This is a genomic window from Candidatus Ornithobacterium hominis (genome assembly GCF_951229915.1).
GTDB lineage: Bacteria > Bacteroidota > Bacteroidia > Flavobacteriales > Weeksellaceae > Ornithobacterium > Ornithobacterium hominis.
In genome coordinates this window covers 1,361,333-1,384,015 of record NZ_OX579588.1, presented here as the reverse complement: position 1 = coordinate 1,384,015, position 22,683 = coordinate 1,361,333, and the positions used below count along the sequence as shown (strand labels likewise).

Below are 22,683 nucleotides of genomic sequence, written 5' to 3'. Positions count from 1 at the left end.
CATGAAATTAGAGAAGCCTCTTAAAATTCTATAAAAATTGCTTTGGATCTAAGTAATTCATTAATTTTATCAAAAATTTTTTAAGCCTTAAAAAAAATGTATAGAGCCTATCTACTGAGTCTGATTTCAGGTTTATTGTTTGTCGTGTCGTGGCCTACGTACGGGTTTCCGATTTTTCTTTTTTTTTCTTTTGTGCCATTGCTTTTGATTGAAGACCAATTTAGCATCATCAAAGAAATAAAAAATAAGGCTTGGAAAATTTTCACACTTTCATTTATCGCTTTTTTCATTTGGAATTTTTTCACTTATTTCTGGCTAAGTAAAGCACATCCACAAGAAAACCCAACCCAGGCAGAACTAGGGCAGGCTTGGTTTGCCTTTGGGTTTGCCAGTGTTGTGAACACGCTATTGATGAGTTTGGCGTTTTTGTATTATCATAAAATTAGGCAAAGGCACGGGAACTTTTATGGTTATTTATTTTTCATTTGTGCATGGTTTGGGTTAGAAAAAATGCACCTCAATTGGGATTTTGCTTGGCCATGGTTGAATTTAGGTAATGGTTTTGCGACATACCATCAGTGGATTCAATGGTATGAGTATACGGGGAGTTTTGGTGGGACGTTTTGGGTTTTATGTGTTAATATTTTAATTTTTCTAAGCCTTCATTTTTTTCTCAATCACCAGAGGAGACGATCTCTTGTTTTTGGTTTAGTTTCATTTTTGGCAATAGCTTTCCCGTTATTGATTTCTTTATTAATTTATCAAAATTACAAAGAAAAAGGAGCGGAGGAATATGTAGGCTTGATTCAGCCAAAACTTAATCCGTACACAGAGAAATACAATTTGCCTGAAGCTGAAATAGTAGGGCAGATGATTTCGCTGATGGAAAAAGAAGATTTGAAACCTGCAAGCATCCTCATCACGCCAGAGACATCTTTCCCAGGCAAGGGGAGTATAGATTACGATGCCATTGCTCAAAATTTAGGTGTACAGATGTTTGAGGTGTTTTTGAGTCAAAATCCACAAAAAGTTATTTTGGCTGGAGTTGATATGACTAAATTTCACCATCAGAAAAATCAACCCAATGAGCGAAGCATTCCGTTAAGGAATGATGCTTGGGCTAACCCGAGCAATGCTGTTTTGCAGATAGAAAATGGAGCGAATGAATACCCCGTTTATAAAAAGTCAAAATTGGTGGTGGGCGTAGAGCTTTTTCCGTATTCAGCTTTTTTAAAACCTTTGCTGGGTAATGTGATGTTAAATTTTGGAGGAGGAGTTTATTCTCTGACGACGCAAAATTCGCCTGAAGTTTTTGAGAATTCTAAGAACAAAGCAAAAATTGCTCCGCTGGTTTGCTATGAATCAATTTTTGGAGAATTTGTTTCGAAATTTGTGAAAGAAGGAGCGAATTTAATCAGCGTATCTACCAATGATTCTTGGTGGGGCAATAGCCAAGGGCATCGCCAGTTGCTAGCGTATGCCAAACTGCGCGCGATAGAAAATAGAAGATACGTGGTGCGTGCGGCAAACAGCGGCGTTTCCGCCATTATCAATCAGCGAGGCGATATCGCCCACCAGCTAGATTACGATTCAGCAGGGGCTTTAGCTGGAAAAGTTAAATTAAACGAAAATAATACATATTATAGTACCTTTGGCGATGCTATAGCCCGGGTAGTCTTGTTGTTTTTAGGTATTTTATTGGGTTATGACCTTTTATATTTAATAGGGAAAAGATTAAATCATGGTAAATCGAAATAAAAAGCCAGAAATGGCTTATTGACTTTTGAACAAAGAGAGGAAGTTAAGTGGAATAGAAAAATAAATAATTAAAAAAGTATTTGTGTAACTCAAATATTTATCGTTAATTTGCACTCCGTTTTAAACGAAAAAGAATATGTCACGAGTTTGTCAAATTACAGGAAAGAAAGCGATGGTGGGAAACCATGTATCTCATGCGAATAATAAAACCAAAAGAAGGTTTCATATCAACTTAATGAAAAAGAGATTTTATGTACCTTCAGAAGATAAGTGGGTAACGTTAAATGTTTGTGCTCAAGGTTTGAAAACGATTAATAAAATCGGAATAGAAGAAGCTTTAGAGCGTTCAAAAAAAGAAGGGCTTATTAAATAATATTTAAAGTTATGGCGAAAAAAGGCAATAGAGTACAGGTAATATTAGAATGCACTGAACACAAAGACAGTGGAGCAAAAGGAATATCAAGATATATTACAACAAAGAATAAAAAAAATACACCAGATAGATTAGAATTGAAGAAATTTAATCCTATCTTGAAGAAATATACGGTGCATAAAGAAATTAAATAAATTTAGTTATGGCAAAGAAAACAGTTGCGACTTTACAAACAGGGTCAAAAAAATTAACCAAAGTAATCAAAATGGTAAAATCGCCAAAGTCTGGCGCTTATGTATTTGAAGAGAAGGTTTTAGGCGCTGATGATGTAGATAGTTTCTTAAAAAAATGATTTTGAAAGACATATTTAAAAAAGTCGTTGCATAATTTGCAACGACTTTTTATTTTTATACTTTCTACTTAGCAATTTAGATAATTTAGATAAAATGAGTTGGTTTAAAAAAGTTTTCAGCACCGAAAAAAAAGAAACATTAAATAAAGGCTTAGAGAAATCAAAAACATCATTTTTTGATAAAATGAGCCGTGCTGTAGTCGGAAAATCTAAGGTTGATGAAGAAGTTTTAGATAATTTAGAAGAGATTCTCATTACTTCTGATGTGGGAGTAAATACGACCATCAAAATTATTGAAAGAATTGAAGAAAGAGTGGCTCGAGACAAATATGTAAATAGTGCAGAGTTAGATAAAATTTTGAGAGAAGAAATCATGGCTCTCCTCTCAGAGAATAAAACAGAAGATTTTGAAAACTTAAATCTTCCAACACATCCTGATGGGAACCCACATGTCATCATGGTTGTAGGCGTGAATGGCGTAGGGAAAACAACGACGATTGGTAAACTAGCCAATCAATTTAAAAATTTAGGAAAAAAAGTTGTGATAGGCGCAGGGGACACTTTCCGTGCAGCGGCAGTAGATCAAATACAAATCTGGGCAGATAGAGTAGAGGTCCCGATCATTAAACAAGCCATGGGATCAGACCCAGCATCAGTAGCATTTGACACAGTACAATCAGCCAAAGCACAAGGGGCAAATGTTGTTTTGTTAGACACCGCAGGGCGATTGCACAATAAAATTAATTTGATGAATGAACTTTCTAAAATTAAAAGAGTTATGCAAAAAGTTATTCCAGATGCGCCTCACGAGGTTCTTTTGGTTTTAGATGGCTCCACTGGGCAGAATGCCTTTGAGCAAGCAAAACAATTTACACAAGCAACAGAAGTAGACTCACTAGCTATTACAAAATTAGATGGAACAGCGAAGGGGGGGGTAGTCATTGGAATTTCAGATCAATTTAATATCCCCGTCAAATACATAGGCGTAGGAGAAAAAGTAGAAGATTTGCAAGTGTTTAATAAAGCAGAGTTTGTAGATAGTTTTTTTAAAAAAAATGAAGATGAAAAATAGTATTCTTGTGTTAGATTTTGGTTCGCAGTACAATCAGCTCATTGCTCGCCGAGTCAGAGATATGGGCGTTTACACAGAAGTTGTCCCTTGCAACATTAGCATAGATGAGCTAAAATCCTATCAACCAATAGGCATTATCTTGAGTGGGGGGCCTTCTTCCGTTTTTGCAGAAAACGCAATTAGTATAGACCCAGATATTTTTAATTTAAACATTCCCATTTTGGGGATTTGCTATGGAATGCAGCTGACGGCTCATCTTTTGGGTGGGAAAGTAGAAAAAGGAGTCAAAGGAGAATACGGGAAATCTAAATTCAAAATTTTAAAGCCTTGTAAAATTTTTGAAAATATAAGTGAGGAATCTATCGTATGGATGAGCCATTTTGATGAAGTTGTGCAGGTGCCTTATGGTTTTGAGATTGGTGGGAAAAGTTCAGCCGAAATCGCTTCATTTTTTGATGAAGAGAAAAAAATCTATGCCCTGCAATTTCACCCAGAAGTTTCTCATAGTGAAGAAGGAAGTAAGATTTTAGAAAATTTCGTTTTTAAAGTTTGCGAAGCTTCAAAAAATTGGAAGTTAACTAATTTTCTTGATGAAGAAATTCAAAAAATCCGAGATAAAGTAGGTGATAAAAAAGTAATTTTAGGCTTATCGGGCGGTGTAGACTCCTCTGTAGCAGCTGTTTTAATTCACCGTGCAATTGGAGATCAGCTCACATGCATTTTTGTAGACACTGGCTTGCTGAGGTGGAAAGAAGCTGAAATGGTGATGCAAAGCTATGGTGAATATTTTGATATTAATATCATAAAAATTGATGCCAAAGAAAGATTTTTTAAGAAATTAGAAGGCATTTCAGATCCAGAAGAAAAAAGAAAAATTATTGGACACGAGTTTATAGCTGTATTTGATGAAGAATCATCTAAAATCGAAGGCGCAGCTTTTTTAGCGCAAGGAACCATTTACCCAGATGTGATAGAATCTCAGTCGATTAAAGGCCCTTCGGCTGTCATTAAATCACATCACAACGTAGGCGGTCTGCCTAAGGAAATGAATTTGAAACTGCTAGAACCGTTGCGAGAATTATTTAAAGATGAGGTGCGAAAAGTAGGCTTGGAACTAGGAATCCCGCATGAACTAGTTTATCGGCATCCATTCCCTGGCCCAGGATTGGGAATCAGGATTTTGGGTGAAGTAACACCAGATAAAGTCAAGATATTGCAAAAAGCTGACCATATTTTTATAGAAGAATTGCGAAACGCAGATTGGTATGATAAGGTAAATCAAGCTTTTGTTGTTCTTTTACCAGTGAAGTCAGTGGGAGTCATGGGGGATGAGCGAACTTACGAATACACTGCCGTGGTGAGAAGTGCTGATACTGTAGACTTCATGTCAGCAACTTGGTCTAAACTTCCTTATGAGTTATTAGAAAATGTTTCTAGCCGAATAATCAATGAGGTAAAAGGAATCAATCGTGTAGCTTATGATATTTCTTCAAAACCGCCCGCAACAATTGAGTGGGAATAAAAAGAAAATTTAACTTTTTTCATGATAAACTAATTTTTTTAAGCCTTAGAAAATTTTTTAAGGCTTAGAAAAATTAGCCTAAAGCTACATCGAGTAACATCATAATAGCAAAACCAAACATGGCACCAATGGTAGAGTAGTCCGTCTCGTTTCCGCGTTGAGATTCGGGAATCAATTCTTCTATGGTTACAAAAATCATGGCACCTGCTGCGAATGACAAAGCGTAGGGTAAAATAGGAGTGACCCATAAAACCAGCAAGGCCCCTAAAACACCAAAAACAGGTTCTACAACGCCAGAAATTTGACCATAATGAAAGGCTTTTAAGCGAGAGAAGCCTTCTCTTCTCAAAGGAACTGAAACGGCAGCCCCCTCTGGGAAGTTTTGTAAACCAATCCCCACAGCTAGTGCGGTAGCCCCCATTAATGCACCAATGCTTGGCTCTTCAGCTAAAACGCCAAAAGCTACGCCCACAGCTAATCCTTCAGGGATGTTGTGTAGCGTAATGGCTAAAACTAAAAGAATGCTTCGCCGCCAATTGGTAGATAAACCCTCTGCATCTTCTTTGCCTCGGCTCATGTGCAAGTGAGGTAAAATTTTATCAATTAATAGTAAAAAACCTCCACCCGCTAAAAAACCAACCACAGCAGGAATATAGGGAATATCACCACTAGCTTCAGCCATTTCAATTGCAGGATTTAGCAAAGACCAAAAGCTGGCTGCAATCATAACTCCAGCGGCAAAACCTAACATGCAGTTTAAAAATTTTTGATTTATTTCTCTAAAGAAAAAAACCATAGCAGCACCTAAGGCTGTAACAAACCAAGTGAATAGCGTTGCTAGAAAAGCTAGAAAAACAGGATTATAATCTAACAATTTTTCCATGAAATAAGTTTTAAAAAAGCGTGTAAAATTAGTGAAATTTTATCAAGACTATAAAATATAATTTTTTTAGACTTAAATTTTGGAATTAAAAAAATAATATCTATATTTGCCGTCCAATTAAACCAAAAATAGACCCATGGTGTAACGGTAGCACATCGGTTTTTGGTGCCGCTTGTCGGGGTTCGAATCCCTGTGGGTCTACACTGAATTTTAGCAACTACTTATAAATCAAGTAGTTGCTTTTTTATTTTTGGTAAATTTAGGGCTTTGGTCACGGTAATTCTAAATTCTATTTACATTAAATTTCTTTAAAAGATAATGAATCATTCTTTGTGAAAATAGAAAAAATATTCATTTTCTAAAGAATCCTTTCTTAAATAATTAATTACAAAAGTAAAATCCTAATTTTCTACCCGATGAGTTTTAAAATAAAAACCAACTATTAAAAGGGGGATACAAAAAAAACACATTTCACATATGCAAAAGAGGCATAGTAAGGAGACACTAACCTCTATTTTTATCTTAAAACAAAAATGCTTGTTGAAAAAATTTAAATATTGAGAAAAACATCCTTATCTTCGCAAAGATTTTAACGATACAAAAGCAGGGCATTTAAGCATAATGCCCAAGAACTTAATTCTACTAATATTCCGAATGCAAGTAAAGGGCTTCACGATTCAGACCCAAACGGAAAATTAATTTACTATAATAGAAATAAATGGGAAACTTATATTACAATGAAGTTTGTGGATACAGAACCTAACACTGCAAAGAAAGGAGATTTATATTTTAATACCCAATTAAATACCTATTTCGCTTATGATAGAACATCTTGTAAAGTGTTTTTATTTGTGTTAAAAAGAGGGAGATTTTCTCCCTCTTTTTGATTTTGTATAAAAATCTAAAATTTTTTGACTAAAAATATAATTATACTTGGCTTGTATGGTTGAACTTTTTGCACTTACATAATTATTCCTTGCGATATGTAAATCATAGATACTTGTTCTTCCTGCCTCATAACTTTTTTGAGCAAAACCCAACGCTAATTGAGTGCTTTTTTCGGTTTCTTGGGCGGAAAGATAAGTCTGATAATGGCTTTCCATATCAAAAAACACTTTTTGGATTTGTTGCAATAATTGTTGTTCCTGTATTTTTAATTGATTTTTAGCCATTACTTCGCTTATTTTGGCTTGTTCTACCTGCAATTTGGTATTCCCTTTATTGAAAATAGGAATATTTACAGAAATTCCTATTTGTTGATAAAAATTTGTTTTATATTGGTCAAACAAGGCTTTTTCTCTGATGATATTTCCCAAATTATCCACCCCTGTAATATCCGTGACCAATGAATTATAATAAAAACTTCCCAGCCCAGCACTCAAACTAACACTCGGTAAAAATGCGGTTTTTACCACTTCGGTTTGGGCTTCTGCCGATTTAATTTGACTCTGTGCCAACAAAATTAACGGATGTTTTTCTTGTATTTGTGTCAATACATTTTCTAATGAATGAAGATTAGTAGGAAGTTCCTCACTTAACTCCCAATCCTCTATATCAAAACTATGATAATCATTAAGTTGTAAAGTTTGTGAAAGCGTGAATAAAGCTTTTTGAACTTCTATTTTGGACTGATTGAGATTTTGATTTTCTTTGGCAAGAGCCGATTGGGCTTCTGCCAAAGTTGTTTGGGCGGTTGTCCCTATTTCGGTGGTAATTTTGGCTCTTTGATAGCCTTTTTGGGCATTTTCCACCGAACTTTCATAAATTTTTACAATTTCTTTTTGCAAAAGAACCGATAAATATTGCTGAATGATTTGCAAAGCAATATTTTCTTTCAAAAGTGCTACATTATGCTGGGCTACTTCTACATCGTAGCCTTTTTTAAGGGCTTGTTTTTTCAGTCTTCCACCATTGTAAAGCAAGATATTGGCAGATACATTAAGGTCATTGTTGAAATTGTCATTTCGCCCAATTCCTCCTTGAAAACCTTGCGTCTGCCCAAATCGTAATTGGTTGCTCATATTTCCAGCAACGGAAGGCAATTGTTCGTTTTTTGTTATTTGTAAATTATTTTCCTCTATTTTGAGTGAAATCTCTTTATCAATAACCTGCAAATTATTTTTCGTGGCATAGTCAATGGCTTCTTGGAGTGTCCATTTCTTTTGAGAAAAACAAATAAAAGGAAAACATAAAATACCGAAAACAATATATTTTTTCATTGCTTTTTTATTAAAATTACCCCAACGCTATACTCTGCTTCTCCCACATTGCTTTATACACGCTATTTTGGGCTAAAAGTTCTCGGTGTGTGCCTTGCTCTATCACTTTGCCCTCTTTCATTACTAAAATATTGTCGGCGTGAGCAATGGTGCTTAATCGGTGGGCGATGACAATCATCGTTTTGCCCTGTGCCTTAAATTCGTTGAGCGTTTTTTGAATGGTCTGCTCGGAAGCCGTATCCAATGAAGATGTGGCTTCATCTAAAATTAAAATTTCGGGATTTTTATACAATGCTCTTGCAATGGCAATGCGTTGTTTTTGTCCGCCAGAAAGTTGAGAACCATTTTCTCCCAAATAGGTTTGGAAGCCATTAGGCAATTTTTCAATAAATTCCAAAATTCCTAATGCTTTGGTAATGTCTATAATTCGCTGGATATTCGGCACATCTTCGCCCAATGCAATATTTTCAATTACATTACCCGAAAAAAGGTCTATCTGCTGGGGAACAACCGAAACCATATTCCGCAGGGAATAGTTGGAAATATACTGCACATCATAGTCGCCTATGAGGATTTTCCCACCTTTGAGCGGATATAAATTTTGCAAAAGCGAAGCCAAAGTCGTTTTTCCACTACCGCTTTCCCCCACGATTGCTGTGGTTTTTCCTTTCTCTATTTCGCAAGAAAAATCTTCAAAAACATCTACCCTACTGCCATAACTAAAACTTACATTTTTGAATTGAATATTGCCGATATTTTCAGGGGTTAAATCCAATTTTTCAGTAGTTTCTTCTCTTTCCAAATCCATAATTTCAAAAAGCCTATCCGAAGCAATTAAAGCGTTTTGAATGGTTTTATTCATTCCGATCAATTCAGAAATAGGGCTTGTAAAATAGCCAATCAAAGCATAAAATGACAACAACTCTCCTGGGGTGATTTCTCTATCAATCACATATCCTGCCCCTGCCCAAAGCAAAACAATGGTAAAAATCCGTGATAAAAATTCTGATGAATTTCCAGCAAAAAGACTATTTAATACCGATTTGTAAATGGTTTTCAGCAGTTTTGTAAATGTATTGTCCGTTTTATTGTTGGCAAAAGTTTCTATCCCGAATTGCTTGATGGTTCTCACGGAATTAAGAGATTCCACCAAGTGAGATTCTAAATCGGCACTTTCTTCCATTAGTTTTCTTTCTACTTTTTTATTTAATTTATTGGTTACCCAATAAATAGCCAAATAAAACGGAATGACAAGTGCCACAATCAACGCCAATTTCCAATAATAGGAAAACATCAAGGCAAAGGAAAAAATGACAATGAAAATATTGACAAAAATATTGATAGAAACATCATTGATAAAGGCACGAATTTTCACGGCATCGTTGATACGAGAAGTGATTTCGCCCACTTTCATTGTGTCAAAAAATCGTTGGGGAAGTTTTAGAAGATGCTTGTAATAGCCTAAAATAAGATATTTATCCATTTTTTGCCCTGTTTGAAGCACCAAAACGGATTTCATTGCAGAAATGAAAATCTGAAAAATAAGAATGACAATCATTCCCACTGAAAGCAAATTGAGCAATCTTCGGTTGCCATCAATCAAAACATAATCAGTTATTTTTTCAATATAAATAGAAGTAGAAAGTCCTAAAATAGTATAAACCAATGCTCCAATTAAGGCTTGAAGCAAAATGCTTTTATGAGGTTGAACCAAGTTCCAAAACCGAGCATACACGCTGGTTCTCTCATCTTTCTGCTCAAAGTATTCGTTAGGTTCAAGAAGAATTAAAACGCCTGTCCAAATTTCGGCAAACTTTTCAAAAGTGTATTCCTCCATTTTGCCGTATGCAGGGTCCATTACGGAAATTTTGTTTTTCTCCACTTTGTAAATCACTACAAAATGATGTAATTGCCCATTTACCAGGATATGAGCAATGGCAGGAAGTGGAATATCAGGCAAAGCATCCAACCCTCCTTTTACCCCTTTGGCATTGAAGTCCATTGCCTCCAAACCCTGTATCATTCCCAGTACATTTGTTCCTCGTGTATCGGTATGGCAGATTTGCCGAATTTTAGCAATGGGCATTTTATTGCCGTAAAAAGCCCCCACCGAAGCCAAACACGCTGCACCACAATCTTTAATATCGTGTTGCTTAATAAGTGTATCTTTTTTCATTGATTTTTACTTGAAATTAGGATTGAACCAATCATCTACTCTGTCAAAGAGAAGTTGCCAAAGCGTTCTATCGGTTAAGTGAAAACGCCCTGTAAGAGTCATTCCTTTGGAAATATTCCCTTTGTAGCCGTTTTTGAGTTGAAGATAATTTTTGTCCATTACACAACGAACTCGGAAAAAAGCCTCTCCTGTTTGTTGATTGGTTGTAATATTTTGGTCAATGTCCAACACTTCTCCTTCTAAAAGTCCCCATTGATTATAGTTGAAAGTATCTACTTGAAATTTAACCTTTTGTCCTTTATGAATAAAACCAATATCTTTGGGAGACACCGAGCATTCTATGGTTAAGTTCTGCTCTGGGGAGATTTCTCCTAATGTCTGTCCTTGTGATAAAAAACTTCCTTTTTGTATACCTCTGAAATTAACCAATCGCCCAGAAGATTGAGCAATAATCACATAGTTTTTTTGTTCTTGGTCAAGCCTTTGTATTTCAGTCCCAAGCGTTCGCAGTTGTCGTTCTACTTCTCGTTTTTGAGTCTGCCATTGAGCAATATTTTGTTCTATAATCGTAGAAAATTGTCTTTGAAGTCCTTGATAATGGTAAAAAACTTTATCATATTCTGCACGAGGAGTTACGCCTTGATTAAGCAATAAAGTCGCTCGGTCTAAATCTTTTTTAGCCAAAGAAAGTTCGGTTTGGATTTGAGCAATACGCTCTTGCATTGCTCCTACTTCCCTTTGGTATTGTCCTGTTTGTAAGCCTGTAAAATTCCCAGCAGACAATTTAGTAAGGTCTGAAAGTTGAGCATTATAATCTGCCCTTTGGTTCTACTGAAATTGTTTCTGTGTATCTAATTGCTCGGCAGTAATAATGAACAAAGTGTCCCCTTTGCTAATATTTTGATTGTTTTTTTCTAAATGATTTTGAATAACTCTACCACTAACCATTGTAGAAATAGGAATATTCTCTTGCGAGGCACGAACTATACCACGAGCAGATGTGGAAATGGGGATTTTGATTATAGGTAATGATATTATTACTCCTATGATAAATATCAGGATAGTTGAGTAAACTATACTTTTCATTGTTTATATAATTCTATGACAACATTGGCTTTTTCAATATCTTTTATATTGATTTTGACTTCAATTCCACCAACAGTATTATTAAAAATAGGATATATTGTTGATATAAATTGGTTGAACATATATGATTGTATATTATGATTTGATAAAAATTGAGAGAATAAGTAAGCATCTAACTCATTATTAAAAGTTTTTAAAGTAATTAGTTCCATTCTTTTTTAAAATAATTATTAATAACAGTAAACATATGAAAGATATAGGAAGTGACAAGTGAATATTTTTGTATATTAAAAATTCGTGAAAAAAGGTAATGTTATTTGCTATAATATGTAGAATAACAGGGTAAAATAGATTGTTTGAGCAAGAATAAATAATACTGAGAAATAAACCTATAATAAAAGCAGAAATATATTGGTTGGACTGATGTATCAAGATAAAAAGTAGTAGAGATATAGCAATAGAAAATACTTTAGAATATTTTGTTTCAAGACCTTTTTGTATAATACCTCTAAATAGAAACTCCTCTAGAATAGGTGCTAATAATAAAGGCATAAGTATACCATATGAATTAAGAGAATAAGGATTATAGTTAATCACATAATTTTTGAAAAAAAAACTATTTAGAGGGTATAGGATAGCCGTTATTAAAAATATTAATATAAGAATTAGATAAATTAAATGAATGTTTTTAACTATAGTGAATTTTGGAATGTAATTATATCGTTTAAAATTATAAAATATAGTGATAATAATTATTATTCCAAAAGAAAAAATATACTCAAAAGCAAATTTTTTATAGATATTGTCATTTGTAAAAAAAAAATCTCCAAGTTTTATAGATATAAAATAAAGAGACCAAAATAAAAGTATAAGAACAAAGAGTTCAGATAAGTTGCGAGGAAATTTTTTTATCATATAGTAATAATTAATTATTTTAGTATAAAAATAGGGAACATATAATTAGTTCCCTATATGCTTAAAACCAGCTAGCAACTGTAAGAACAGCATTTAATGGTACTAAATTTAATGTTTCTAAATTCATTGTTTTTAATTTTGTAAAATTATTATTGTTACACTTACAAAAAAATATTTGTGCACATTTATTTTTTGTGGGAACAGAAATGATAATAATATTTTACATATTCTATATTGCATAAGTTTTCATATCTCTGTTTATAATTATTATATTCAACTATGAAAATAAAGGGACGATTAACCTATACTTTTTCATACCATCCTGTTTTAGGTTTAAACAATAATTCAGGTATGGGTCTTAAGAAAAAAAGAGCAACACAGTTGCTCTTAAATATAACATTTATAGGTAATTAACAAATAAAAGAAGAGCAACTACTTCCCGATGCAAAACTCACTAAAAATCGTACCCAGAATATCCCTATCTACATCAATTTCGCCAGTTATATTACCGATTTGTTTGATGCCTTCTCTCAAATTTTGAGCAATCAAATCAGATGGAATTTGCATTATAAAAGCATTTTGAGCCTCAGTAAGTGCTGCATGAGCTTTTTGTAAAGCATCTAAATGTCTTTGATTTGTGATAATTATTTGATTATCTGAATCTTGCCTCTGAATCAAGTCAAACATCATTCGTTTCAAATCTTCTATGAAAATCCCATTCTTTGCAGAAATTTTCAACAAAGGGAATTGATGTTTTTCTTCTAATTTTTGGTCAAGAATAACTTGATTTTCAGCATTTAAATCAATTTTATTATGCACTAAAATCACGTGCAAATCTTCTCTCACCAATGCAGAAAGGTGCATATCAATTTCATCTTCAGTGTTTTCTAAAGTATTGAAAAGATAAAGTAAAATCTTGGCAGACTGAGCCTTTTCAATAGCACGTTGTACGCCAATTTTTTCAATTTCATCTTCAGTTTCTCGAATTCCAGCCGTATCTATAAACCTGAAATTAATACCATTGATTTGAATCGCTTCCTCTATCGTGTCGCGTGTAGTCCCAGCAATATCGCTCACAATGGCTCTTTCCTCGTTCAGTAATTGGTTTAGCAGAGTTGATTTCCCAGCATTTGGCTTCCCTATAATCGCTACAGGAACCCCTTTTTTGATGGCATTTCCATAAGCAAAAGTTTCCATTAAAACTTGAATTTCCTTTAGAATATATTTCAGTAAATCAGTTAGTTGACTTCTGTCGGCAAATTCCACATCATCTTCAGAAAAGTCCAACTCTAATTCCAGCAAAGCCGTCAATTTGATTAATTCTTTTCTTAATTCGCCTAATTTGGTAGAAATTCCGCCGCGCATTTGGTGCATTGCCACTTGATGAGAAGCTTTGGAGTCCGATGCAATCAAATCTGCAATTGCCTCTGCCTGCGTTAAATCAAATCTTCCATTTTGGAAGGCACGCATTGTAAATTCCCCTGGCAGAGCTAGGCGTACACCGTTTTTTAAAAATAAATCAATAATTTTATTCTGAATATAAAGCGAACCGTGGCAAGATATTTCAACAGTTTCTTCGCCAGTAAAAGATTTTCCTTCTTCAAAAATCGCTACCAAAACTTCATCTACCCACGTTGCATTATCTTTTATATCACCAAAATGCAGCGTATGAGAAACTTGATTTTTAAGTTTTTTATTAAATCTAGACTCAAAAATTTTCTCGGTCATTTCTATAGCCTTATCGCCAGAAATTCGTAGAACAGCAATTGCAGACGCTTGATTTCCTGTAGCAGGGGCAATGATGGTTTCTTTTAGATACATTTTGCAAAGTTAAAATTTATTGTAACCTTATTTTACAAGAATTTTTTAAGCCTTAAAAAATTTTTTGAAATTTATGAAAAAAAGAACAGAACACTTTTTGTTTTGAGAACACTTACTTGATTCTCTTAAGTGATTTATAAATAGCGAATTAAGATTAAAAAAACATTTTAATAATCTCTCAAAAGAAAAAATTATTTACTTTTGCTGAATGCATTTTTCTGCCAAAGAAATTTTGAAAAAATACTGGGGACATGATGAATTTCGTTCGCCCCAAGCAGAAATTATAGAAACCATTTATTCAGGGAAAGATTGCTTCGCATTGTTGCCCACTGGCGGAGGGAAATCCTTGTGTTTTCAAATTCCAATTTTGATGCAAAAAGGCATCTGCGTGGTTATTTCTCCACTGATTGCACTGATGAAAGATCAGATTCAGCAATTGAAGAAACGAGGAATTAAAGCGGAATTGCTTTCTTCAGAAATTCCTTTGCCTGACCAAGAAAGGATTTTAAACAATTGCCGTTTTGGCAAGGTTAAATTGCTCTATGTTTCTCCCGAGCGCATAGAAAGTGAGCATTTCATAGAACGCTTGGCTGATTTAAATCTCCGTTATTTTGCGGTGGATGAAGCGCATTGCATTTCTGAGTGGGGGCATGATTTCCGCCCCAGTTATTTAAGGCTTAAAAAATTAAAAGAATTTTCTCCTTCAACGCCAATTTTAGCACTGACGGCAACGGCTACTCAGAAGACAATAGAAGATATCATCAAAGAGCTTCAGTTGAGCGATTGCCGTATTTTCAGGAAATCATTGGAAAGAGAAAATTTAGCTTATCGTATTTACAAGACTGATGATAAAATAAATGATTTACTCTATTTTCTAAGGCAAAAGAATGAATCTTCTATCGTTTTTGCAAAAACACGAGAGGAAACTTATGAATGGGCTAAGATTTTAAATGAGAAATCTTTTGATGCTGATTTTTTCCATGCACGTCTTTCTCCCGAAGAAAAAAATGAAAAACAAAAAACCTTTATCCACAGTGACCAAAAAATTTTGGTAAGTACCAATGCCTTTGGTATGGGAATAGACAAGCCAAATGTGCGCCGAGTTTACCACATGCATACGCCCAATACGATTGAATCTTACTTCCAAGAAGTGGGGCGAGCGGGGAGAGATGGTAAATTTGCTGCAGGAATCCTCTTTTATAATGAAAGGGATAAAAAAAATAGTCTTCAATCTTTTAAAGCTTCAAATCCTGATAAGAATGAGTTCCTTACGATTGTGCTGAAATTGTATGGCTATTTCCAAATTGCTAATAATGAATTAGCTGAAGGGCAAAAAGGATTTTCTGAGAAAAAATTTAGAGAAGTTTACCATTTCCATAAGCAAAAAGTACGCTTGATTCTTCAATTTCTAGAAAAAAAAGAAATCATAAAAATTCATAAAAATCAGCGGCAAAGTTTAGTTAAGATTTTGGTAAGAAATACCGATTTGCCCAATATTCATCAGCCCAAATATCATGTGCTAGATTACTTAGCTCGGAATTTTGGCGGAATCTTTGATAAACCTCAGCCGATTGATGAATACAGGGTTTCTAATCGATTGAAAATCAGTAAATCTTTATTGAAAGAATATTTGAATGAGTTAAACGAAAGAAGTTTGATTTATTACCGAGATGCCACCGTAGTAAAAATCGAATTCTTGCAGCCAAGGGATGACAATGCAGCAGTGGTTTTCTGGTGGAAAGAATTTAGAGAACAGCAGCTGCTGAAATGGAAACGCTTGAATGATATATTCTTTTTTATTGAAAACGAATCAGTTTGTAAAAGTCAATTATTGCTTCGCTATTTTGATGAGAAAAGTAAAAGAAGATGTGGTATTTGCAGCGTTTGCAAGCCAAATTTATCCTCTCAAGAATTAGAAATACAAGATTTATATAAATTTGTGACCTCAGCGGTGAGGACTGAAATAGAAATTTTAGAAGGCTTTAAAAATTTTGATAGAAATATAATTTTTCAGAGCCTTCAAAAATTAATTGATGAAGAAAAAATTAAATTTACACCACCCAATTTTTATAGCAAATGAATAAATCTTTAAAAATAGTTTTCTTTGGCACGCCAGATTTTGCTGTTCATATTTTGCAAGCCATTTTAGAGCAAAAATTTCAAGTTTCAGCCGTAGTTAGTGCGCCTGATAAGTCAGCGGGGCGCGGCAGGAAAATTCATACGCCAGCTGTAGCAAAATTTGCCAAAGCTCATAATTTAGCTTTGCTGCAGCCAGAAAAATTAAAGTCTAAGGAATTTTTAAAGGCTTTAGAAGAATTTCAAGCAGATGTTTTTGTAGTGGTAGCTTTTCGTAAACTTCCGCGTGCAGTTTGGCAAATGCCCAAAAAGGGTACATTTAATCTTCATGCCTCATTATTACCTGATTACCGTGGTGCCGCTCCGATTAATTGGGCAATCATCAATGGAGAGAAGACCACAGGCGTTACGACTTTTTTCATTGATGAAAACATCGATACAGGGCAAATAATTTTACAGAAAAAATGTGCTATTTCACCAGATGAAACGGCCGGAGAGCTACACGATAAATTAATGGAGCTTGGTGCAGAAACGACTGTAGAAACTTTACAATTGATGAGCAAAGATGGCGTGAACCCAGCACAGCAATCTAAACCAAAACTCAATAAAGATGCACCAAAACTCTTTAAAGAAAATACAAAAATTCAGTGGCAAGATAGTTTAGAAAGCATATTTAATTTTGTGAGAGGTCTAAATCCCTACCCAACTGCTTGGACTTATTTCAAAAACGAGAACGAGAAAAAGTATGTGAAAATTATAAAAGTTCAAATTCAGCATACCCCTCATTCGCATAAAATTGGCGATTTGTTTATAGAAAATGCTAAGCTAGGGGTAGGGCATCGCAATGGAATTATTTGGGTAGAAGAACTTCAAATGGAAGGGAAAAAACAATTAAAAGCTCAAGATTTCATCAATGGATTTGGCGATTTAACCACTTGGAGAGTTGATTAAATGAATGTGAAATCTTAAATTTATGTTAATTAATAGTTTTTTCCTTTCTCTATGTGGCTTTACACTTGCGTAGACAAAGAGAAACGCTATATTTGTTAAACAAAATTTTTAACTAAAAATTATTTTACTATGAACAAATCTGAATTAGTAGACGCAATGGCAGCTGATGCTGGAATCACAAAAGCACAGGCAAAAGAAGCTTTAGATTCTTTCACAAACAACGTAACCAAGGCTTTAGCAAAAAAAGATAAAGTAGCTTTGGTTGGTTTTGGGACATTCTCAACTTCAGAAAGAAGCGCAAGAGAAGGTGTTAACCCACAAACTAAGAAAAAAATCAAAATTGCTGCTAAAACTGTAGCTAAGTTTAAACCTGGTGCTCAATTGGCAGACGCTGTAAACGAAGGGAAATAATAACTTACGATTAAAATTTAATTGAAACTGCCTGTCTTGCGATGGGCAGTTTTTTATGCTCAGAAAATGAGACTAAAGAAAGCTTAAGAATAAAAGATTCAATGAAAAATGCTTGGCTTACCAAAGATGAGTTTAGCGGTTTATTGCCTAAGTTAGCTAGGTACTAGAAAGAAATCTTAGATTAGTAGTTAATCCAAATAATGTAGATATAATATATAATGAATCTCAAATTCAAAATTCAGTTCGTTGCACCAAACATGAATAAAAAATTTTAAGCCCGAACCCAAACCCAAAGTAATCTGCCCTAGTTTTTTCTTTTTAAAATATTTTTTAAGGCTTAAATTTTGCTGAGAATAAAATTGGAAAAATAAAATCGAAAAAAAATGAGGCTTGAATTTTTTTTAAAGCTTTAATTTTCTAAGACTTAAATAAAAAAAATGAAACAAAAAACATATTATATCAAAGGAATGACTTGCAGAGGCTGCGCCAATAGCGTTCAGCAGAAGCTGGAAGCCGTGCCAGGTGTGCAAAAAGTTAGAATAGATTTAAGCACAGCTCAAGCAGAAATTTTAGCAGAAAATGAAATTAGTTTTGAAGAATTTTCTAAGGCTTTAGAAAATACCAACTATAGTATTCATCAAACGCCAGAAGAAGCATTTACCCATACGTATTATGTAGAAGGAATGACTTGCACAGGATGTGAAAACACGGTGAAAAAACATCTATCTTCGGTAGAAGGTGTAAAAGCAGTAAACGTGGATTTGAAGGAAAAGAAAGTCTGTGTAGAGGCAGATAAAAATATTTTATTTAGCCATTTAAATTCTGCTTTAGAAGACACGCATTATCATCTATTGAAATTCGCCACGGAATTAGAAAATTCGAAGAAAACAACCCCAAAAAAATCAACGGATGATGTTTATTATTGTCCCATGATGTGTGAGGGTGAGAAGGTTTATGACAAACCCAGTGATTGCCCTGTCTGCGGAATGGATTTGGTGCCAAAAGTCAAATCGATGCCAAGTGATGTACAATACACTTGCCCGATGCACCCAGAAATCATCAGTGATGAACCTAGCGATTGCCCCAAATGTGGAATGGATTTAGTGCCGATGGAGCCACAAGAGAACGCAGAGCAGAAAAATTATCGCCAATTAGTAAAAAAACTGATTTGGGCAATTGCATTTACGATTCCTATTTTTCTCATAGCCATGTCTGATATGCTAAATAATAATCCGTTGTACCAAATCATGGAGAAAAAACACTGGGATTATGCACAGTTTATTTTATCGATTCCTGTAGTTTTCTACGCAACATGGGTATTTTTTCAGCGCGCTTGGAATTCCATAAAAACCATGAATCTCAATATGTTTACCCTCATTGGGATTGGTGCTGGCGCTGCATGGATTTTTAGTGTCATTGCTTTATTCTTCCCTCAAATTTTTCCTCAGGAATTTTTTGGTCAAGACGAGAACATCCATCTGTATTTTGAATCTGCTACCATGATTTTAACCTTAGTTTTAGTCGGGCAAGTGATGGAAGCTCGAGCACATTCTCGCACCAATTCTGCCATCAAAGAATTAATGAAATTAACGCCACACGAAGCAATTTTAGTAGAAAACGGTGTGGAAAAAAAAGTAAGCCTTAAAAAAATTGAAAAAGAAGATATTCTAAAGGTGAAACCTGGAGCAAAAATTCCCGTAGATGGCATGGTAACCGAAGGCGAATCAAGTGTGGATGAAAGTATGATTACGGGCGAACCGATTCCTGTAGATAAAAAAGTGGGAGATAACGTGAAAAGTGGAACCATCAACGGGAATGGCAGCTTCCTGATGCGGGCAGAGAAAGTCGGAGCGGAAACGATGCTCTCGCAAATCATCGAAATGGTGAATAATGCAAGCCGCAGCCGTGCGCCCATTCAGCGTTTGGCAGATAAAATTTCGAGTTATTTTGTGCCTGTAGTCGTGGGAGTAGCGGCTTTAACTTTCATTATTTGGTGGATTTGGGGGCCGCAGCCCAGCTTGACTTATGCTTTTGTGAATGCCATTGCTGTTTTGATTATCGCCTGCCCATGTGCTTTGGGCTTGGCTACGCCGATGTCGGTAATGGTGGGGGTAGGTAAAGGAGCACAAAACGGCGTCTTGGCGAAAAATGCCGCATCACTAGAAGAAATGAATAAAATTGATACCTTAGTGATTGATAAAACAGGTACCGTAACTGAAGGTAAACCTCGGATGGAAAAAGCCATACTAGCAGCGGGTTTTTCTGAAGATAAATTACTTGGTTTAGTTAACGGATTAAACCAAAATAGCGAGCATCCGTTGGCACAAGCAACTTTAGATTATGGTGATTCAAAAAAAATAAAGCCTTTAGAAATTTCTGATTTTCAATCCGTTTCAGGAAAAGGAGTCAAAGGTGTTTTTGAAAAACAAAAAGTTCTGTTGGGAAACAAAGCACTACTCTCTGATTTCAAGTTAAATATTCCTTCTGACGTTGCGGATAAAGTAAATGCCGAAGCCAAAAAAGGGAAAACAACTTCTTACTTAGCTTGGGGCGAAAAGGTGGTAGGAGCCGTCGTGATTTCTGATCCAATAAAAGCATCTAGTGCAGCAGCTATTCAAAAGCTTCAAGCACAAGGTATTTCAGTCATTATGCTGACGGGCGATAATGAACATACCGCGAAGGCAGTAGCAAAAGAAGTTGGGCTGAAAAACTATAGTGGCGGGAAGTCCCCCGAAGATAAATTGCAAGAAGTGAAAAAACTTCAAAACGAAGGTAAAAAAGTAGCGATGGCTGGTGACGGGATTAATGATGCACCAGCATTGGCACAGAGTGATATTGGAATAGCGATGGGCACTGGGACAGCTGTCGCAATGGAAAGTGCAGATTTGACGTTGGTGGATGGCGATTTAAACGGCATTGTGAAGGCTCGTGTTTTAAGCGAAAAAGTAATGCGCAACATTCGTCAGAATTTATTTTTTGCACTGATTTACAATAGTGTTGGTGTTCCAATAGCGGCAGGGCTATTATATCCATTCTTTGGGTTGCTTTTATCACCCATGATTGCTGCTTTGGCAATGAGTTTTAGCTCGGTAAGTGTTATCCTGAATGCGCTAAGGTTACAACGCATAAATTTGAAATAAATGAAAAAAATTTAAAGGCATAAAAAAAGACAAACTTCTTACTATTGAAACTTGTCTTTTTTATGCTGAAAATTTTTTAAGCCTTAAAAAATTTAATCAAAAATTTGCATTAAATATTTTTCAGCATCCAGAGCAGCCATACAACCAGAGCCTGCTGCAGTAATGGCTTGGCGGTAAATCTTATCTTGCACATCTCCAGCCGCAAAAACCCCAGGAAGTTTGGTTCTTGTGCTTTTTGGTTGGGTAATGAGATAGCCCGCCTCGTCCATATCTAATTTCCCTTGGAATAAATCGGTATTAGGTTTGTGCCCGATAGCAATGAAGACTCCATCTACTTTTAATTCTTGTTTTTCACCAGTTTGGTTGTTGAAAACATGAGCTTTTTCTACCACATTTTCTCCACTCAAACCTTCCAGTTCATGGTGAAATAGCACTTCGATGTTTTGTGTTTTCATCACACGAGCTTCCATCGCTTTAGAGGCACGGAACTCATCTCTTCTTACGAGCAGATAGACTTTATTGCATAAATGAGATAAATAAGTTGCTTCTTCAGCAGCTGTATCGCCACCGCCAACTACCGCAACATCTTTCCCTTTGTAGAAGAATCCGTCGCAAGTTGCACAAGCAGAAACGCCGCTCCCAGCATATTTTTTCTCATCTTCTAAGCCTAAATACTTTGCAGAAGCACCAGTAGAAATAATGACAGAATAAGTTTTAAACTCTTTGCCATTGCTTGTTTTTATGGTATGAATTCCTTTTTCTTCCTCAGAAAAAATTACTTCATTAACTAAGTCAAAAACGATTTCAGTGCCAAATCTTTCAGCCTGTTTTTGCAAATCTGTCATCATTTCAGGGCCCTTGATGCCATCGGGGTAACCAGGGAAGTTTTCTACATCGGTAGTGGTAGTTAATTGCCCGCCTGGTTCCATTCCAGTCAATAGAAGAGGTTTCATATCTGCTCGTGCTGCATAAATAGCAGCGGTGTAGCCAGCAGGTCCCGAACCAATAATGATGGTTTTATGAATTTGTTCTGTCATTTTTTTAAGTTTACACAAAGTTAATTAATCTAGAATAAAAAATAGAATTTAGAAGAATCCTTTAAATTACTTTTTAAAATTGTTAAAAAAAAAGCTTAAATTTGTTGAGTGTTAGAATTAACGTTCTTGAAAGATGAATGCTGCTGTACAGAATAAATGGAATGAATTGGAAGGTGAAGTGCACGAGCTTTTGATTTCGTATGAAAAACAAAAGGCACAACTGGCTAAACTCAAAGAGGAAAATGAACGCTTGGAGGAAAGCATCTATCAGCAACAGGTAAGAATTCAAGAACTTCAAAATATAAATAAACAATTAAAGGTGGCTGGTGCCTTGGGAGGGAACCCTAAACATCGGCGGTTGATGAAGTTTAAATTAAATCAGTTGATAAAGGAGGTTGATTATTGTATTGCTGAGGTGAGTAAAGCTAATTTGTGAAGATTGTAGATGATGAATAGGCATAAGGTTAAAATAGCGATTTCGGGCAGAGAATACCCGATGCACATCACGGCAGATGAAGAGGAGATCGTGCGAAAAGCAGCAAAAATCATCAAAGAATCAATCAGTCAGTTTGAAGAAAAGTATGAATTGCGAGACCACCAAGATGCTTTGGCTATGTGTGCCTTGCAGTACGTTTCAAAAAGCTTGTATCATGAGCAAACTGAGATGTCTAATTCTAGTGAGATCGAAAAAAAATTAGATGCATTAATTGAGGAAATTAGAAGAAATTTCATCTAACAAGAGAAGTTCCTTTTGCCGAAAGGCAGTTTAAATAGTTACCCACATTAGTTCTAACATTATTTGGTAAACTCAACGAGTATTGTATTACCGGGTAAAAATCGGTTCTAAAACAAGCCGCCACCAGTTTGGTATTGAAGCAGCGGAAGTTTGAA

General features: G+C 35.1%; 21 protein-coding genes and 1 tRNA gene. 13 read left to right on the top strand and 9 right to left on the bottom strand.

The features are described 5' to 3' along the window. Window positions 1-96: 96 nt before the first annotated feature. The 6 genes from lnt to guaA all read left to right on the top strand — a co-directional run bounded on the left by lnt (window position 97) and on the right by guaA (window position 5,077). Complete coding sequence (gene lnt / locus QOX03_RS06475; RefSeq protein WP_283670497.1) at window positions 97-1,758, top strand: apolipoprotein N-acyltransferase; 1,662 nt, start codon at window positions 97-99, stop codon at window positions 1,756-1,758. Between the two features lie 136 nt (window positions 1,759-1,894). Further along, entirely contained in the window at window positions 1,895-2,131 is a 237-nt protein-coding gene (rpmB, locus tag QOX03_RS06470) for a 50S ribosomal protein L28 (protein WP_119058294.1), read from the top strand. Window positions 2,132-2,142: 11 nt separating this feature from the next. After that, the gene (gene rpmG, locus QOX03_RS06465; RefSeq protein WP_119058295.1) at window positions 2,143-2,325 is read left to right on the top strand and encodes a 50S ribosomal protein L33; all 183 of its coding nucleotides are present in this window, start codon (window positions 2,143-2,145) and stop codon (window positions 2,323-2,325) included. An 8-nt stretch (window positions 2,326-2,333) separates the two neighbouring features. After that, entirely contained in the window at window positions 2,334-2,483 is a 150-nt protein-coding gene (locus QOX03_RS06460; RefSeq protein WP_119058296.1) for a DUF4295 domain-containing protein, read from the top strand. A gap of 94 nt (window positions 2,484-2,577) precedes the next feature. Further along, a complete protein-coding gene (ftsY, locus tag QOX03_RS06455; protein ID WP_283670496.1) occupies window positions 2,578-3,555 on the top strand; it encodes a signal recognition particle-docking protein FtsY in 978 nt (325 codons plus the stop codon). Next, window positions 3,545-5,077 (top strand): glutamine-hydrolyzing GMP synthase, encoded by a 1,533-nt coding sequence (guaA, locus tag QOX03_RS06450; protein WP_283671748.1) that lies wholly within the window; start codon window positions 3,545-3,547, stop codon window positions 5,075-5,077. The genes ftsY and guaA overlap by 11 nt, the downstream gene beginning before the upstream one ends. A 73-nt stretch (window positions 5,078-5,150) precedes the next feature. Here the strand turns inward: guaA and QOX03_RS06445 are convergent, their stop codons facing one another. Next, a complete protein-coding gene (locus QOX03_RS06445) occupies window positions 5,151-5,960 on the bottom strand; it encodes a ZIP family metal transporter (RefSeq protein ID WP_119058299.1) in 810 nt (269 codons plus the stop codon). Between the two features lie 130 nt (window positions 5,961-6,090). On the opposite strand from QOX03_RS06445, the gene QOX03_RS06440 reads away from it, so the two are divergent. Further along, window positions 6,091-6,161, top strand: a tRNA-Gln gene (locus tag QOX03_RS06440). Between the two features lie 653 nt (window positions 6,162-6,814). On the opposite strand, the gene QOX03_RS06435 is transcribed toward QOX03_RS06440, so the two are convergent. From QOX03_RS06435 to mnmE, 7 genes are all read right to left on the bottom strand, one after another. Further along, complete coding sequence (locus tag QOX03_RS06435; RefSeq protein WP_283670495.1) at window positions 6,815-8,179, bottom strand: TolC family protein; 1,365 nt, start codon at window positions 8,177-8,179, stop codon at window positions 6,815-6,817. Between the two features lie 16 nt (window positions 8,180-8,195). Then, window positions 8,196-10,355, bottom strand: a complete 2,160-nt coding sequence (locus QOX03_RS06430) for a peptidase domain-containing ABC transporter (RefSeq protein ID WP_283670494.1) — start codon at window positions 10,353-10,355, stop codon at window positions 8,196-8,198. A gap of 6 nt (window positions 10,356-10,361) precedes the next feature. Next, window positions 10,362-11,138, bottom strand: coding sequence for a beta-barrel domain-containing protein (locus QOX03_RS06425; RefSeq protein ID WP_283670493.1), 777 nt, complete (start codon window positions 11,136-11,138; stop codon window positions 10,362-10,364). 45 nt (window positions 11,139-11,183) lie between these two features. Then, window positions 11,184-11,441: a biotin/lipoyl-binding protein gene (locus QOX03_RS06420; protein ID WP_283670492.1), complete on the bottom strand. Its 258-nt coding sequence runs from the start codon at window positions 11,439-11,441 to the stop codon at window positions 11,184-11,186. After that, window positions 11,438-11,653 carry a DUF2007 domain-containing protein gene (locus QOX03_RS06415; protein ID WP_119059621.1) on the bottom strand — a complete coding sequence of 72 codons (216 nt, stop codon included), beginning with the start codon at window positions 11,651-11,653 and terminating at the stop codon, window positions 11,438-11,440. Before QOX03_RS06415 ends, QOX03_RS06420 begins: the two co-directional genes overlap by 4 nt. Continuing rightward, window positions 11,625-11,993: a CPBP family intramembrane glutamic endopeptidase gene (locus QOX03_RS09510; RefSeq protein ID WP_165846444.1), complete on the bottom strand. Its 369-nt coding sequence runs from the start codon at window positions 11,991-11,993 to the stop codon at window positions 11,625-11,627. The genes QOX03_RS06415 and QOX03_RS09510 overlap by 29 nt, the downstream gene beginning before the upstream one ends. Window positions 11,994-12,788: 795 nt before the next feature. Then, window positions 12,789-14,177, bottom strand: a complete 1,389-nt coding sequence (mnmE, locus tag QOX03_RS06410; RefSeq protein ID WP_283670491.1) for a tRNA uridine-5-carboxymethylaminomethyl(34) synthesis GTPase MnmE — start codon at window positions 14,175-14,177, stop codon at window positions 12,789-12,791. A gap of 232 nt (window positions 14,178-14,409) precedes the next feature. Here mnmE and QOX03_RS06405 point away from each other — a divergent pair, with 232 nt between their 5' ends. The 4 genes from QOX03_RS06405 (at window position 14,410) to QOX03_RS06390 (ending at window position 20,755) form a co-directional block, all read left to right on the top strand. Next, window positions 14,410-16,257: a RecQ family ATP-dependent DNA helicase gene (locus tag QOX03_RS06405; protein WP_283670490.1), complete on the top strand. Its 1,848-nt coding sequence runs from the start codon at window positions 14,410-14,412 to the stop codon at window positions 16,255-16,257. Further along, entirely contained in the window at window positions 16,254-17,204 is a 951-nt protein-coding gene (fmt, locus tag QOX03_RS06400; protein WP_283670489.1) for a methionyl-tRNA formyltransferase, read from the top strand. Before QOX03_RS06405 ends, fmt begins: the two co-directional genes overlap by 4 nt. Before the next feature lie 129 nt (window positions 17,205-17,333). Then, on the top strand, window positions 17,334-17,615 hold the full coding sequence (locus QOX03_RS06395) for an HU family DNA-binding protein (protein ID WP_119058322.1): 282 nt from the start codon (window positions 17,334-17,336) through the stop codon (window positions 17,613-17,615). 437 nt (window positions 17,616-18,052) lie between these two features. Continuing rightward, window positions 18,053-20,755 (top strand): heavy metal translocating P-type ATPase, encoded by a 2,703-nt coding sequence (locus tag QOX03_RS06390; protein ID WP_283670488.1) that lies wholly within the window; start codon window positions 18,053-18,055, stop codon window positions 20,753-20,755. Between the two features lie 92 nt (window positions 20,756-20,847). On the opposite strand, the gene trxB is transcribed toward QOX03_RS06390, so the two are convergent. Continuing rightward, window positions 20,848-21,792, bottom strand: a complete 945-nt coding sequence (gene trxB / locus QOX03_RS06385; RefSeq protein ID WP_283670487.1) for a thioredoxin-disulfide reductase — start codon at window positions 21,790-21,792, stop codon at window positions 20,848-20,850. Between the two features lie 133 nt (window positions 21,793-21,925). On the opposite strand from trxB, the gene QOX03_RS06380 reads away from it, so the two are divergent. Both QOX03_RS06380 and QOX03_RS06375 read left to right on the top strand, forming a co-directional pair. Beyond that, window positions 21,926-22,228, top strand: a complete 303-nt coding sequence (locus QOX03_RS06380; RefSeq protein ID WP_283670486.1) for a hypothetical protein — start codon at window positions 21,926-21,928, stop codon at window positions 22,226-22,228. Between the two features lie 12 nt (window positions 22,229-22,240). Next, the gene (locus tag QOX03_RS06375; protein WP_283670485.1) at window positions 22,241-22,528 is read left to right on the top strand and encodes a cell division protein ZapA; all 288 of its coding nucleotides are present in this window, start codon (window positions 22,241-22,243) and stop codon (window positions 22,526-22,528) included. The last annotated feature ends 155 nt before the right edge of the window (window positions 22,529-22,683 follow it).